Source organism: Cytobacillus sp. FSL R5-0377, from assembly GCF_038004385.1.
Taxonomy (GTDB): Bacteria; Bacillota; Bacilli; order Bacillales; family Cytobacillaceae; genus Cytobacillus.
Genome location: NZ_JBBORA010000002.1, coordinates 116,910 through 132,739, shown reverse-complemented (window position 1 = coordinate 132,739; position 15,830 = coordinate 116,910). Strand labels below are relative to the sequence as shown.

14 protein-coding genes are annotated in these 15,830 nt (G+C 36.2%); 3 read left to right on the top strand and 11 right to left on the bottom strand.

Annotation, left to right across the window (positions count from 1 at the left end; translation table 11 throughout):
* Positions 1-27: 27 nt before the first annotated feature.
* The 3 genes from NSQ49_RS25560 to NSQ49_RS25550 all read right to left on the bottom strand — a co-directional run bounded on the left by NSQ49_RS25560 (position 28) and on the right by NSQ49_RS25550 (position 1,126).
* Positions 28-231, bottom strand: coding sequence for a hypothetical protein (locus NSQ49_RS25560; RefSeq protein WP_159870539.1), 204 nt, complete (start codon positions 229-231; stop codon positions 28-30).
* Positions 232-654: 423 nt separating this feature from the next.
* The gene (locus NSQ49_RS25555) at positions 655-840 is read right to left on the bottom strand and encodes a hypothetical protein (protein ID WP_159870536.1); all 186 of its coding nucleotides are present in this window, start codon (positions 838-840) and stop codon (positions 655-657) included.
* A 46-nt stretch (positions 841-886) separates the two neighbouring features.
* Positions 887-1,126 carry a hypothetical protein gene (locus NSQ49_RS25550; RefSeq protein WP_159870533.1) on the bottom strand — a complete coding sequence of 80 codons (240 nt, stop codon included), beginning with the start codon at positions 1,124-1,126 and terminating at the stop codon, positions 887-889.
* 386 nt (positions 1,127-1,512) lie between these two features.
* Between NSQ49_RS25550 and NSQ49_RS25545 the strand changes: the two genes are divergently transcribed.
* Positions 1,513-2,010 carry a hypothetical protein gene (locus NSQ49_RS25545; protein ID WP_159870530.1) on the top strand — a complete coding sequence of 166 codons (498 nt, stop codon included), beginning with the start codon at positions 1,513-1,515 and terminating at the stop codon, positions 2,008-2,010.
* Between the two features lie 177 nt (positions 2,011-2,187).
* On the opposite strand, the gene NSQ49_RS25540 is transcribed toward NSQ49_RS25545, so the two are convergent.
* Positions 2,188-3,036 (bottom strand): ATP-dependent DNA ligase, encoded by an 849-nt coding sequence (locus tag NSQ49_RS25540; RefSeq protein WP_019380460.1) that lies wholly within the window; start codon positions 3,034-3,036, stop codon positions 2,188-2,190.
* A gap of 215 nt (positions 3,037-3,251) precedes the next feature.
* Here NSQ49_RS25540 and NSQ49_RS25535 point away from each other — a divergent pair, with 215 nt between their 5' ends.
* Positions 3,252-4,286 (top strand): hypothetical protein, encoded by a 1,035-nt coding sequence (locus NSQ49_RS25535; RefSeq protein ID WP_159870528.1) that lies wholly within the window; start codon positions 3,252-3,254, stop codon positions 4,284-4,286.
* An 11-nt stretch (positions 4,287-4,297) separates the two neighbouring features.
* The gene (locus NSQ49_RS25530; RefSeq protein ID WP_159870526.1) at positions 4,298-5,008 is read left to right on the top strand and encodes a hypothetical protein; all 711 of its coding nucleotides are present in this window, start codon (positions 4,298-4,300) and stop codon (positions 5,006-5,008) included.
* A 20-nt stretch (positions 5,009-5,028) separates the two neighbouring features.
* On the opposite strand, the gene NSQ49_RS25525 is transcribed toward NSQ49_RS25530, so the two are convergent.
* Genes NSQ49_RS25525 through NSQ49_RS25495 form a run of 7 tightly spaced genes read right to left on the bottom strand, consistent with a single transcriptional unit; the run spans position 5,029 to position 15,773 of the window.
* Entirely contained in the window at positions 5,029-5,661 is a 633-nt protein-coding gene (locus NSQ49_RS25525) for a hypothetical protein (RefSeq protein WP_159870524.1), read from the bottom strand.
* Positions 5,662-5,663: 2 nt separating this feature from the next.
* A complete protein-coding gene (locus tag NSQ49_RS25520; protein WP_159870522.1) occupies positions 5,664-6,194 on the bottom strand; it encodes a hypothetical protein in 531 nt (176 codons plus the stop codon).
* A gap of 43 nt (positions 6,195-6,237) precedes the next feature.
* Positions 6,238-8,361: a peptidoglycan DD-metalloendopeptidase family protein gene (locus tag NSQ49_RS25515; protein WP_034297894.1), complete on the bottom strand. Its 2,124-nt coding sequence runs from the start codon at positions 8,359-8,361 to the stop codon at positions 6,238-6,240.
* 4 nt (positions 8,362-8,365) lie between these two features.
* On the bottom strand, positions 8,366-12,451 hold the full coding sequence (locus NSQ49_RS25510) for a hypothetical protein (protein ID WP_159870520.1): 4,086 nt from the start codon (positions 12,449-12,451) through the stop codon (positions 8,366-8,368).
* 16 nt (positions 12,452-12,467) lie between these two features.
* Positions 12,468-14,573, bottom strand: coding sequence for a VirB4 family type IV secretion system protein (locus NSQ49_RS25505; RefSeq protein WP_159870518.1), 2,106 nt, complete (start codon positions 14,571-14,573; stop codon positions 12,468-12,470).
* Positions 14,512-15,432, bottom strand: coding sequence for a hypothetical protein (locus NSQ49_RS25500; RefSeq protein ID WP_019380453.1), 921 nt, complete (start codon positions 15,430-15,432; stop codon positions 14,512-14,514). Before NSQ49_RS25500 ends, NSQ49_RS25505 begins: the two co-directional genes overlap by 62 nt.
* A complete protein-coding gene (locus NSQ49_RS25495) occupies positions 15,429-15,773 on the bottom strand; it encodes a PrgI family mobile element protein (protein WP_159870516.1) in 345 nt (114 codons plus the stop codon). The genes NSQ49_RS25500 and NSQ49_RS25495 overlap by 4 nt, the downstream gene beginning before the upstream one ends.
* Positions 15,774-15,830: the final 57 nt, after the last annotated feature.

Sequence of the window (15,830 nt, the reverse complement as noted above, 5' to 3'; positions counted from 1 at the left end):
CGTTCAATAAGAAAGTGATAACCAAAACTATATAAAGTTGACCAATTTATCCTTAGAACAATAACTACATTGCTTAACTTCTCTTTTGATATCGCCTTGTTTCTTAAATTTATTGCAAATCTGATTAACCTGCTGCCTTGGTTGAATATTTAAAACCTCAGACAGACAATCATCACAATAAATATCACAAGTACTTTTTAAGAATTTTTGTATTTTTTCAGTATTAGTCACTACCGACACCTCATAATATTTGTATTTGTTTCTTAATGCTCATTATTCCTTATTAAGCTAAACTATCCCTTTAGCTTAATAAGGAATTCAAGAATGAAAGCGATTATCCTTTCACGAGCACTTCAAGTGTTAATAAAAATTGAATAAAAGTATTATTTACTTCTATCTTTCTTCCATTTATTAGGTTTGCTTGACCAATTATATAAAAGAATAAATAAGAACATCATAAAAGATATCCCTATATTATCAACCCACTTAACCTCTTTATTAACAATAAACTGACAAACAATTGATACTACAAAAAATATTAACGGATATCTAATGCTTTTTTTAAGCCAATAGTCACCACTTTCAATTCCCTCTTATGCTAACTACCCCCTCTTGTGCCCTTTACATTAAAAGAATGCTCCTAATGACTTTCCTTCAATGTCTTTTTATATCGAAATAACTCATCAAACCACATACTAAAACTCCTAATCCCAAAAAAACAGTAAAAAACCAATTCTCTCCCCAACTTACAACTACACTATATAAACAAGCCAATGCAGTAATTAATGCTGCATATTTTGCTCGCAGTCTTTGTATTATTGAAGGTTTTACATCATTCAAATTATTACACTCCAATTTGGATAATTTAGTGACGTGAGTGCTATACCTACATTAAGTTATTACTGACGTACCATCCTAAAAGCCAACCAATGATTCCGCCTATAATTCCTAAATAAATCATTGCTGACCCTTGCTTACTCCCCTGGTAATCTCGCCTTATTACAACTCCTATGCATATGGGGAAAAACAATAGCATAGGCGGCATTAAGTTAAAAGTTAATAAGATGACAGATAACCACCCAATTGTTAGGAGTATACCTTTACCATTTTTTTGTTCTTTTCCCATCAACTCACCTCATTTAATACCCTAAATTTTACATTTGTTCCTCATTCTATCATATAGAGAGCTTTAAAATAATAATTTCTTTGATTATCTAATCTGCTTTGTTACTTGGATAAGAAAAAGTAATTAATGTTTATTGAAGAATCACAAGTATAAAAAATATGTACCTATTAAAAAAACAGGGCCTTTTAAGCTATGAGAATAGATCCTTAAGAAAAGCATAATTAATAAGTTTATGGGTTGTTTATCTTATTTTATTTTCCAAAAAAAGGGTGTTTCTATTAAAGATAGAATTTCTTATGAACAGGAGGTGTTTGGTAATTTATGGGGTAAGGAAATCAAAAATAGTGGTTTTCTTAGGGCAAATCAATTAAAGGGGAGTGTTTTATTTGAAAAAGTTTATTAGTTTGGTATTCTCGCTTCTACTATTAATATCTATTTCTTCTCCAACTAGTGCATCTACAAATCATACAGATAATCATAACCATGATATAGAACATCACAATCATGCGCACGAAAGCTTCTCTGATACTAGTAAGAGTAAGAAAAAGCAAGATGGGGATATTGGAGTCTTATACGTTCCCTGTCCAGAGACAGGAACAAAACATCAAATGAAGGCTCGCGGGACTGGAAAGCATACTCTAACCAATGGAAGTACATGGATTGGGAATTTGTATCAATGTTCCGGTTGCCTTATGACATTAACTACTTACTATAACTATTTTAATTCTGGTGAAAGGCCAAATGGTCCTGGAAAATACATTTTAGCTTCAGCACCTGTTTTTGTAAGTCCTGCAGGCTACGTCTTTTCTGGAAGATACACGTTATCAGGACCAGCCACTTCATGGATCACAGGTGTATTTGGAAGCATGTCGTTTTCATATTAGTATCCTAACAACTGACTAAATCGTTGCTAAATCTTTGTTCACTATACTAGTTAAAAAGGGATTTGTGACGCGAAGAACTCTATAAACTTAAAAATGGCTTGCCAAAACTATTTTTAGTTAGCAAGCCATTTTTATTGACATTTATTTGATATGCACTTCAAAACGAAACTTTTTTCATTATGAGATAAATTCTACAAAGGAAGGGATACGTAATTTATTTTCTTTTGTCAGGTTACGATATTTTACCTTTGCCTTTATTTTTGGTTCCAGGAAAATAAAGTCCTTGTTTTCATCAACTACATAATTACGGTACTCTTGATAAAACTTTTTCCTCGCTGCTGGAACCATGAACTCCATTAATCCAACAGGTCTCATTTTGTTCCCCTCTTCCAAGCTTAGAAGGAGTCCAAATTCGTTTTTTCTCAATCCTGTAATGTAAACATCAGCGAAAGAGTAATTGATGACTTTAAGCCAATTATGAGACCTATTTTTAATTTTATATAAGGAGTCTGCTTTTTTTATAACAATCCCTTCTAGTCCATGCTCTTTGGTTAAATTAAAATATGCTTCCGCATTTCCGGTTGTCCATTCGACCGGTGCTATATATTGAGAAGGTTTGATTAAAGATTTTAATAGTTCTTTTCTCTTGAGCAGAGGTAAATGCGTAATTCTTTTATCCTCAAGATAGATAATATCGAATACACAATACTGTATGGGTTGTATTCCATTTCTCCCCGCTTGAAATCTGCTCATTGTTTCCTCGAAATCAGGTTTACCTCCAGGACCAGGCACAACTACTTCTCCATCCAGGATCGTTCCATTTGGGATAACTATATTCAGGAGCTCAGGAAACTTCCCTGTTATTTCATTTCCATGTCGAGTATATAGTTTTATAACGTTATCCCATTTAGCTAGAAGTAACCTAATCCCATCTATTTTTAATTCGGAGATATATTCATTTTCATCAAATGGAAGCTCATCGAATGGAGGACTGAATTTATGCAATAACATTGGTGAAACAAACATCCATACCACCTCATTTCAACATTAACAGATACCTTCAATAGTATCCTTATAAAATTGGTGGCAAGTTATCCAAATGCTTGTAAAGTAACCATTTTGGAGGATTTGAAGTCTAAATTTTCTTGACCCTGCCATAATTAGGTAATATAATAAACACTATAAATTGGTGTAATTTAAAACGAATTTATTTTTTTATTTAATTACTGGTGGTGAATAGGATGAACACTTTACTTAGTGCGGCTAATGCAGCATTGCAATATAACAGAGGAAAACAAACAGGGTTAGCGGGTTTAGTTTTTATAGGAATTGTATTACTTGCTGCTTATCAATGGGATCATATCGTCCCTATTTTCGAAGCAATCGGTTTGATAAGTTTTCTCGATAAATGGGGTCTCATATATGAAGGTGAATCTTATATGACTGGATTCAGCATCTTTATGGTTGCATTTAGGATTTGCATATTGTTTGTAGTACTAGGATTTCTAACCTTAGTTCTTGGTATTATATTTTCAATTATTGGCTCAAGTAATATAGGTGCTGCAATTTTGGGTACTTTTGTGGTTGTACTAGCATTACCTTTTATTTTGTTGTGGTCACTCTACGATACTATATTTACACCAAAAGAAGTCCGGGAAGAACGAAAAAGAGAACGAATGAGAAAATATAAAGAAGCTAATAGTACTCCAATTGATATCATAAAGGAGAACTATAATGAAATTACTGAAGATGAGGCAATAAGGTATTTGAACCGAATTCCTACTAAGGGAGACCATTTATTCTTATTAGGGATAACGGAGGAAAACGAAGTATTTTTTGTTTTTCCAAAACCATATTTTTTAAATACTGAGAATTTCAGTGCTGGCCTATGGGGAATAAAATCCATTATGAAACGGTGCAATGGCTCAGAATTTGGTATTGGGCCATTTCAGATAGATATTAAGCCAGAAGAGATTTACCCAGGTAGAGGTATTCAGCCAGTCCCAATTGATCGGATTACTTTCTATCACTCTGAAAATAGCCTTAAGGATATTAAAGCGAAATCTCAGCAATTTAGTTACCGGGATGAATATAGAAAATACATTGATGAAATACAGTCAACATACATTCAAAAAAAGGATAATTTAGAAAAAACCATTTCTATTACTCCAAATAAAGAAAGATTCAATGAAGCAGTCCAAGAAATAGTAAATTTCAATGCTTCCAATGAGGAGATAGTAAGGATGATGATACAATCTGAAGGAAGAGTACAATAGAGAGGCAATCTATGGATAACGAGGAATTAATAAATCAATTAGAACAACACAAATCGGAAATAACAACTGCTGCACATTGGAACTCATATGCAAAAAGTGTTGGTTTACCAGATTCAAATAAGTTGATCGCTAATTATGGGTCATGGAATGAATTAAAACGTAAGCTAGGGCTTCCGGTAACAAATACATCATATACTCCGAGCGAGATACGAACAATAGTCAAAAAGCATAAGAATCATGTTAGGACCCAATCTGTATGGGATCTATATGCGAGGGAACATTCTTTACCCTCTTCTAAGACGCTTATAAAGAGTTTTGAAACATGGAGTGAAGTAAGGAAATATGTTGGGAATAAACGTGAAAGAAAACCGACATATACAAAGAAAGACATTAAAGATATACTCAAAAACCATGCTCCCAATTTCCAAAATCGTACACAATGGGATGTTTATGCAAAAGAGAATAAACTTCCGACTTACAAGACTATAAAGAAATTTTTTGATTACGAGGAAATTACAAAAATTCTTAACAAGGAAAAAAAGATTAATTTATCAAAAGATGATCTAATACGCATAGCACTTAAGCATAAGGATATATTTTTAACATCAAGCATGGCAAGATGGGATATATATGCTTCTGAGAATAACTTGCCTAGAAGTACCACCTTCCATAAACATTTTGGCTCCTGGAACACAGCTAAAAATGTGATAAAGCCAATGTAATTTAAAAGCCAGCTCTCCTGTTATTGGAGGCTGGCTTCTATCTGTTTAATGATATCCCATGCAGAAGTAGTTATTACGTAAGTGCCTATTTCATCCTCATGGTGAGAGTCTGATAAAGTTAAAAGATCAAAATTTACTGTGGCTTCTTTTTGATCGTCGTATTTAATGGTTAGTGAGATTGTGTTGCTATCTGCATTTAAGAACCCTTTATTTACTTTATACAAAATCTCTTTTAGAGTACCATTGCGAGAAATTTTATCCATTATTTCTTTAGTAACAGCATCTTTATCGGGATTTTTACTCTTAAATAAATCTTGAGAGATAGACTCTACATAAAAACTAGATAAAAAGATGTCGGTATTGTTGCTAAGAAGCCCAGCAATAAAATATTTTATGGCATCTTTTTTGGGATCTTCTTTTCCCTCATGCTCAGCATGTTCTGGATGGAAATAACCGATGTCTTGGTCGTTACCTTCCGCTAATTGAATTGTTTTCTCAGTGTATTCTTTTGAATCTTTTATTTCCTTCAGTACCTCTTCTTTAGTAGCGTCTAACTCAATCCTTTGTTTGTCTGAATTGATATCTAGATAGATAAACAAAGAAACACCTAAAATGGCCATTATTGATATTAAAGCGGCGAATTTTTTATTCATGATTATTGAGGTGTCTCTCCGTCTGAGGTTTCAAGACTCTTTCTTAGTATTTTCCATTCATTATTGATAGATGCTTGATTCGTTTTAATTTCTTGGTACTCAGTTCTTAGATAGTTTTTATCAATTTCATTTTCTTCAGTGTTGGCCATATCAATAGCAGTTAACAAAAGTCCGTGAGAACGATTAATTAGCGCAATAAGATTTTGATGGTTCTCAAATAATTCGGGCTCTACATCTAAACTTTCAACATCAGAAACTAGTGTATTTGATATTTCTATATTGTCTTTCATAGATTTTGCGAATTGTTCACGGCTGTATTGTTCAGTATATAAGCCATCTAATGAATTATTAAAGGACTTAAAAATTGATGTCATTTGATCAAAATATACTTGTAAGGACTTATCATATTCTTCTAGATAGGATTTATTTTCTTCAGTTACCTTTAAACTTGCTGTAGCATTTTGTTTTGAGGAACATCCCATTAAAATTAAGATACTAGTAATGATAATAGTTGCAATCCCTAGCTTTTTCACAAATACTGATTCTCCTTTTTAGAGGGGGAATCCCCCTCATTTATTAAAATTGAACAACTAATGCCGGATTCATCGCATTCCCTTTATTGGGTGTCCACTGGTTTTTGTGCACTTCAAAGTGTAAGTGTACTCCAGTTGAATTCCCGGTCGTACCCATATAGCCTAAAAATTGCCCTTGCTTGACTTTTGCACCTTGACTCACTGCTCTATTGGTCATATGAGCATAAACTGTTTCATAAGCTTGCCCATTAATGTTGTGCTTAATAAAAACAACGTTTCCATAAGATGAAGAAAAATATGATCGGCTAACTGTCCCATCTGCAGAAGCAACGATAGGAACTTTGGATTTACCCCCAGAAGCGATATCAGTTCCATAATGTACCGTTCCCCATCTTGCTCCAAAAGGAGAAGACACAGGACCAATAGCTGGCCTCATAAAGCTACCTGGTTTTAATGGAGGAGTATCTCCACCACCTTCATAGGTTGCTGCAGTCTTAAATTTCTCTGCGTTGGAAAGTACCTTATTAACATACCAATCTGCGTGATTGTATTGCCAAATGGCTTTTCTTGCATCTTTTGCATATCCATTTTTTGATAAGTAATATGCTGCGGTATGAATGGCATCTTCCATGTCCCAAGGGTCTGCTTTGCCGTCATTTTGGGCATCTCTTCCGTATCCATTTCCAGCAGCAATGACTGCTGGACTGGTGATATCTAGACTTGACGAAACTAGTCCTCCGCCGATATTGTACTTCCAGCCAACCCATGTTGCGGGCATGAACTGCATGTGTCCAACAGCGCCAACAGATGAAACCATAGTTTTATGTGAACTGAATCCAGTTTCAACAAAATGTACAGCTGCTAATACATACCAATCAACACCATACTTCTTTTCTGCAGATCGATAGAAAGGCATGTATTGTGGAGGTACACCTGCACCAGGTATTATAGTTCCGTCAAAGCCAGGAGAACCACCGAAGCTACCGCCGGTTCCCATCGTTTGAAGCCAATCTGTATAAGCAATAGTTCCTCCCATAAACATATAGTTTGCTTCTACTATACTTTTATCGGTTAGACCAAGCCCATAAGAATTGAGGATGCTATCAAAAGTAGCATAATCAGTAATAGTAGATTTAGAGGACTCGAAATATTGTTGACGTGTTTTCGTAATTGTTTTTACTTCTATTTTTCGAACTTTCTCGACTTCTACTTCTCTAACCCTTTCTTCTTCCCTTGATTTAGCTTTTTTGACAGGAACTTTTTTATACTCTGTTTTAGTTACCTTTTTATACTTTGTAACAGTTATATACTCTACGTACCTTCTACCGTTTTCATCAAGTTTTACAACAGCAATTTTTTCTTCATAAGGAACGTATTCGGTAACTGTATAGGGCCGTGTCTCATATTCGATATAGTACTCCACTACAGTAACGGTGTATGTTTCTTTTACTTTTTCTTTATATTTTTCTTCCCGGTATGTGATCTTCTCACTAGTTTTCCAAGGAGTAACTTTAGGTGTGTACGTAAAAGTTGTTGTTCCATTCCAATACTCTACATGGTTTAATTTTGTAACCATATTTGAGGTTCTTTTTACAGGTCCAGCATTACATTTTCCATCTTCACATACCGTGACCTGTTTTTCTTTCCATTCATCATATTGACCGTAATCAAATGTAGGAGCAAGAGCATTGGCCATTTTTTTAATGACGCTTTTAATATCATCATTCTTTTGGAAAGCATCTAATTGAATAGTGGCAGCTATTAGTTTTTCGGGTACGCGATAGGGTCTTTCAAGTGAACTATTCATATTTACTGTGCCATTTGCCTGTTGCACGATATATTCATGAATCTTCTTATCTTCACCCTCTAGTCCATCGCCTGTACCGAACATGAAGCTCCAGGCTAATGAGATAACAATAAGAGCAACAATTACCGCTAAAGCTATCCCTATAACAGGGAGGCCAACAGCTCCAACTAGCCAAGCTAGTACTTTTCCAAGTAGCAAGACAAACTTTTTTGCCGCGAATTTAGCTAATTTAACTGCAAATTTAGCTCCTTTTTTAGCTAGCTTTTTAGCTACTTTCCTGCCCTGCTGTTTGGCCTTATGTTCAGCATATTTTCTTAATACGGATGGATCTCGTTCTTTTTCTTGAGGTGAAGGCAGCATGCGATCACCTCAAGCCTTCCACAAATGCTTTATTTCTGAACTTGTCATTCTGTTTTCTCATCATATTTCGTTTGTTAGCTGGACGATAAGCGACTAAATCCTCTGGTTTTAATGTAGTAGTATAACCATCAGGATTATTTGGAATCAGCTTATTATTTCTCATCTCACAGGTGATCTTTTGAGTTTCATCAGGGCTAATTCTTGTATCACCCGGTCCATAAGGAGAAATGCGGTAGGTTTGTCCATTCTTTACTCCTTGAAGGTAGCTTCGATTTCTGTCAACAATCATTTCAATGTTGGACATTTCACTCATTGCATTTTTTAAATAATACTGTCCGCTATCTACCAATTGGTTATAGCTTCGTACTTCTTTTACAACCCTTGGAGTTTTAGGTGTGTTCCTATTAGCTACCAGTCTATTAGGGTTAACATTTATGGTGCGGTTTAAATTAACCCTCCCTCCTCCACTGTCTTCTTGGTAGACATTAGAAGTTGGAGTGAGTTGGCCATCTTGAATTGATAAATCTTGATAAAGGGTTTCTCCCTTTTTTAAAGAAGAATCACCCGAGCCAATACGAGAAACTGTTTGAAGCTGTCCCGATTTCGTTCTTACTTGAAGGACTGTTTGACCCTTAGAAGTAACCATTCGAACTGCTCCAGATGCAAGTGTTTTTTGGCCATCATCACCAATTATAGTTTGAGCCATTTGTTCTATCTCAGATATTTCAGCAACATCCGGAGACTTTTGATTAACAGCGTTGTTATATGGATTCCATCCTTTTAAGCCAAATGCTTTAGTTACTTGTGTTCCTCCAGCTGCATAATTCGCTCCGGCTTTATAACCCTTTACTCCTCCCAAGATACCTACTGAATAAGCAACAGTGTTTCTAAAACCGGCTTGTTTACCGACCACATTTTGAGCAACATGATTATCTGCTGCACTCCAAGCATTCTTTAATCCAATTCCCACAGAATCTGCTGCTGCAGTGACTGGATTTTGTACAGGATTTCTATTTTCCCATGCCGTTTTTGTATCTGTTACTAATGCTGTTCCGAATGCCCCCATCTTAGTATCATTCAGAAATTGGCCAACAGCCTTCGGACCAGAAATAATACCCGTACTTTCAATGACTCCACTAGCAACACCTGCACCTAAAGCAGATGCTCCTCTAACGAAACTACCTCCTCCGATTAACCGATGGTCTAAAGGTATATGTCTAGGGAGTCCGCTTACAGGATTGGCTAACGCGTTTAAGTTCTTTTGAAATTGAGATGGTGCATGTGTTGTGTTCCATTCTTGAACAGCCTCTTGTCTGGTTGCCCCAGGGTTGCTACTAATATGCTGTTCAACAAAAGCGTCCCTTTGCTTGTTTGTTTGCATTGAAGCTAATTGATTACGTAAGAATGGTGTATTTACCGACTTCCCTGAATACAGTGAAGCGTTCTTTACGGCACTTGTAGCTCCACGAACAGCGAGGAGGCTAGCGCTTTGACCCGCTCCAATTACCGCGCCTACTTCATTTCCAACCTCATTAACAAAGTCGTCCTTATTAATGTAAGAATTGGCACTAGAAGGGATATATCCTAATTTAGAAGCGGCCTTACTAGCAATCTGACTAATTGTGTTTCTTTTACCAGCAACCGCATTTTGCCAAGCAACTTCCCGATTTTGGTTATGGGTTTGTATAGTATCTGAACTTGCATCTGCAGGCAATGGGTTGGACATATCATAGTTCTTCATAAAGGATTCACGATTATTTTTAGCCCACTTGCTTGTCAAATTGCTTACAGTTGCACCGATTAATTCAGAACCCTGAGCTTGTCCCACTTTAACTCCATTAGTCGCAGCTTTGACTGCTTGAATACTTTCAGGATTATTAAAACCGGTAATGGAACTGACTTTATTTCCAAGCTGATTTACAAACTCTTCCTTATTAATAGAGGATGAATCAACTGGAGATCCATTCCCTAGTTTGGAGGCAACCGAAATGGCAGCATTTTTAATAGCATTTTGCTTTTGGCCAAGTGCTAGATTCCAGGCAGCTTCTTTAGATTGTTGATGCATTGTTTTTTCTTCTGTAGAAGCATTCGTTGGTAAGGGGTTTTCATTATCATAATTTCTCATAAATGCTTCTTTATTTTTACTGGCCCATTCTTTTGTTAGGCCACCAACAGAAGTATTTATCAAATCTGTAGCTTTTGCACGATTTAAGTTAACGCTATTGATTGCATCCTTAACGGCACCTAAACTTTCTTGTTTCCCATTGATGCCAAGAACGCTACCGACTTGATTGCCAACCTCACTAATAAAGTCATCCTTATTAATGAAAGATTGACCATCTAACTTGCCAAATCCGAGTTTAGAAGCTGCTGCCAAGGCTACACCATTTATGGCATTTCTCTTTTCAGCTATCTTCTGATTCCAGGCTTCATTTTTATTCTGATTATGTTTATTCTTTTCAGCTTCCGTAGCATTTGCTGGCAACGGATGAGCGGCATCATAATTTTGTTTAAAGGTATCTTCATTGTTTCTTGCCCAATCATTAGTCAGGTTATTTACGGTGGAATCTACTAAGTCTGAAGCTTTTGCAAGTTTCCCATTTTGTGCTTTAAGTCCTTTTACTGTTGATCTTGCTTTTTCGAGAAAATCACTTTGCTTAGACGCAACTTGTTTATCCCACATTTGATTGATTTCGCGATCAGTGGCATCAGGGAAACGCTCTTTAATATCTTTTAGAAATGCATCTTTATTTTCACCAGCCCATTGAGAGGTTTCTTTATCAGCAAGGGTATTAGCTAATTTTTCATCTGCATGAGCTTCAGCATTTTTTAAACCATCAAACTTGTTTTTCCCCGCCTTAAAACCAGCTTTAGCTCTGTCTGCCAATAATTCTGCACCAGCCATACCCGCTCTTCCCGCTACTCCACCGATTGCACCACCAGCACTAAAACCTAAAGTTGAGCCAGCAATTGAACCGACAGGACCCATCGGTGAACCAGCAATAGCTCCGGCGGCTCCAAAGACAGCTTTACCGCCTTTTGAAAAAATTTCTCCAGCTTTTAGCATTCTTTCTGCTCTTGAGGTAGAACCTATGTCTGTTCCAGCTCCTGCAAGGAGACCTTTTGCACCGTCTTCTTCAGTACCATCTTTTCCGCCTTTAGCATTTTTAGCTACCTGGCCAGCAGCACTTCTTAATGATTGAGCGACAGATTGTCCACTTAAGGCCCCTTTAACTGCACCAGCAACACCCATTAGTGCAGAACCACCCATCATGGCTGCCGTTTTACTTAACCGGTCATTCATCTGTCCTCCTAAACCTAAAAGAGATCTGATTGATTCCGTAACAGGAATAAAGATGATGTAAAGTAAGATACTTCCGATACCAGGATTCGCACCAGCAATTGCTGCAATTACCCAATATACCCCGGCATGAACGGATTGAACAAATACAGTTCCTGCATATTCTTTAAACAATCCAGCGGTAATACCTTTCGTTTGCGGAATAAGGTAAAGAGCCACTGCCAAAGGCGACATTATGGTTAAAATCATTAGTGTAAGGGTACGCATCATATAATAGAAGTTTGCCCATATTGAAAGTCCAAGAAGTACCAATCCTATTATTAATCCCCCTAGAACACCTTGCTTTAGAAATGTAGTAGCCTGTTTCGCAATATCTCCATCCATGACTTCTTTTGCACTTGAGAATGTCGAAACAAACATTTCATTTACGGAGTACATAATTTCGAAAATTGTGCTCAAGTTAAAAAACAATATAGCTACAAGAATAAAGTCTTTAAAATATTCAAATGTATAGGTCCTGTTAGAAGGATTTATACCGGAAGAGGATATTCTCATACCCGCTAATATAATAGAAACTAAAATGAACCCTACAGATAAGGACTGCATAACAGCCATACCTTGAGCTATAACACCAAATTGATCCTCATTAAAAACACCATAATAGTATTCTTCTTTTCCTGTGTCATAAATGAGCCCCTTAAGAGTGTCTAGATCCTTAAAGGGACCCAATATCCATTCGAGCATCTTCTCAAATAGGGACTCAAATATATCCATAATTTTATCTTGCAAGGACCACCACCCCCTTCTAACGCTGTTCCATGAGTTGTTTTCGCTTCATTTGTTCTTCATAAACTGCTTGGTTAGATTCAATGAAGAATAATTCTTCCTCACTAGGATTTGTTTGTAACCACACGGAGCTTTTTCCCATCCGAAGAATTCCTTCACCTTTATCCGGATTCCCGAATAAGATATTTATTTCACCAGCGCTAAGGTCAAAGTTTTCCTTAATAACTTTCAAATCAATTTTGTTTTGCTGAAGGAATAGATAAGCATGTGTATTTTGTAGAATCCCTCTAGCTTTGTTATTAGTAACAAAGCGTACAAAGTCCTGACTTGCCAATCGAAGACCTGTGTTTCGTTTACGGGCTCTTCGTGCCATTTTTTCAAGGAAACTGACTGTTTGCTCAGAATCGATTAATGTCCAAGCTTCATCGGCGTAAACAAATTTCTTTTTTGTTGCGTTATCTAGATTTTTCACAAAATGCTCCCATAAATAATTCAGGATTACATGATAAGCAATTGGGCGTAAAAAGCCTTCCTCCATTTGGCTAATATTAAAATTAACCAGCCTTGCATCTTGCAATGATTGGGTAACTCCCTTGCCAAGATATGTTTGTCCATCGAAGATAGGCTTTGAGCCATCCCTTAAGAAGGGGCGAATGGCGGCTATTAATCTTAGAGCTTTTGGCTCTTCCTCATAATGATCTTTTAAGTATTCGAACACATCAGATATAGTCGGTTCCGGTTTCCTTACTTTTGATTGGATCAATTGGTTGTCAACTTGAACTACCTCGTTGCTGAATAAGGAATCCGGATGAGATGTAAGCTTTAACTTTTCATTAAAGATGTATTGAACTGTTTCTTCTAAATAGTTTCTCTCAAAAACATCAAGGCCTCGATCTTCCGAATTCTTACCGCGGCAAATAATATCGAAAAAGTCCAGAATGTCATTCATTTTTTCTCTAAGAGGTACAAACCGAATAAATTTCTTCCCCTCTTTTTCAATAACTTCTCGTTCATCAGTATCTTCTAATAAATCTAACTCTTCATCTTGCTCATCCATTGGGACGTCAGTAAAGTTAATAGCGAGAGGATTAATGCAAATATCTTCTTCTTCACTAATGTTTAAATTGATACCACCTAATCGTCTGGTGATTCGAACAAATTCACCTTCTGGGTCTATTAATCTGCTATAGATATTTGCACCAGTTAATTCCCGAGCAATTAAGAGCTTAAGAGTTACTGATTTACCTGAACCAGATATACCAACTACAAACATGTTATAGTTTTGTGGACGGTACTCTTCATTCCCAAAACTATTGATAAACTCTAATTGGCCAGTAATTTTATTTATTCCTAATGGAATACCTCCCATGTATTTACCGCTGCCACTAATGAAGGGAGCGAAGGTAGATAAAGCACGGCGGTCAATATTACGAAATGAATCCGGAATCTCATTTTTCCCAAAAGGAATAACACTTTTAAAACCTTTTTTGACTCTGCTCCAGGTCGAGACTAAAGAGAAGAATTGACTGCTCATTTCATCCTCGATGGCTTCACTGTACCTATTTAGTTCCTTCTCGCTTTGGCCATATAAAACCCCTAACGAACTAACGTTATACATGTCATTCTCGGAGAACTGTATTTCGCTCATAAGTAAGTCTGTGTCTCGAATTTTAGATTCCAAATCATTAATTTGATCAATGTTTCCTCTTTTAGTCTGAAAGGTTAAGTTCGACTGGAGCATTGTAATTTGCCGCTGTAAGGTTCTAATGGCATCTGATTTTCCTACTTTATGTACATCAATTAGAACGTCTACTTCTCCACTTGAAGAAAGATTGTAGAGCCAATTAGTCTGCATTTTTCTGGGATAGCCGTCTCTTGGAATATAAATTGGACGGAAATATGTTTTGGTTCCTAGAGATTGCTTTATTATTCCAAAATCTTCACTATTAATTTTTAAGCCTTCAGGGGAAATAATGTCCCACATTGTAGGCTTAGTCACCATTTGATGATCTGAGATCGCTTCATCCTTACCGGACTGTTTTTTCTTTTTAACCTTACTTTCTTTAACTTGCTTGGCTTTCTTCTGTTCGATCTTCTTTTCGCTGTTCTTCTTGGTTAAATTCATTTTCTTCAATAGCCTCCTTAACCGCTTCAATATGTTCATCAGTCTGCTCAGCTGTTACGTACAATGCATTTTTTTCTGTTTCTACTAAATCTTTGAAACGATTTTTTACTGCTTTTCGACGATTAAAAGTGTGATAAAGCAATTCATAAATCCCTTCTGTAGGAAGAAGAGAAACATTCATTTCCGCTCTCCTTAATTGAGATTTAGCGGCATTCAATCTCCTCATTAATTCAGCAAATGATTTCTCAACAAGTTTTTCTTCTAATTCTTCAGCTGAATCAGCTGAAATGTCCTTTGCGTTGATTTTATGAGTAAATATGAGATATCTCTTAGTCTCATAACGTGGTGTTTGTGATTGCCAATTTTGTAAGTCATCAATCATTGATTGGCCAAAACTTAATGCTGCTTCATTAAGGTCTTCTGAATTTCTCATGCTCTCTTTCATTTGCTGAACCGGTTCAGAAATATCTATAAAACGATTTTGTAGGTAAAACTGTACAGGGTAATTAATGGCAGCTAACCAACTTTCAAAAACCATATCGATCGCTTCCTGTTCATCTTGGCTCTTAAGGAAGTAATTGACCGGCTCAACTTCAGCTATCATGGTGAAGGAATTATCATTAAACCTAATCATATGGTTTGATATGTCCTTTACTTCATCAAATAACTCTTGAAAAAGCTTTGGCTCTTCTTCGATTGAAACCTCATGCTTTTTCTTTTTTTGTTTCTTTTTATTTGATGGGGTATCTGATTCATAAACTTTTTTTTCTTTCCAAGGGAGAATGGGCTCCTTCAACATCATTTTGTAAAATACATAAGCAACAACCCCGAAGATTGCCATTACGATAAGTTCAATCATTTATTAGTCACCTTCCAATTTTTAGAACGGCTACCTTTCCGCCAAATGCCTATCTGTGTTCCGTAATTAAGCTTAATTAGAAAATAGTGGTCAAAATTTAGATGAAGTTTTGTTTTTTTCCAAAAACCAAATATGAAAATAAAAACCAGTGTGGGAATTGCTGAAATAAGAGCAGCTATCCCACCGACGATAAAATGCGGGAATATGTTAAAGACTATGGGGATATATGTATATAAAATGGCCCCGCCAATGATGAGGTAGATAAGTTGCCTTATAGAGATAAAGCCTAGTATTGTTTTTTGTTCAGAGGACATATCAATTGGAACAGTTTCTTTTCTCAAATGAGCACCTTCTTTAAAAATCTACCCCTCTAATAATTTAGAGGGGTATGAGTTTTT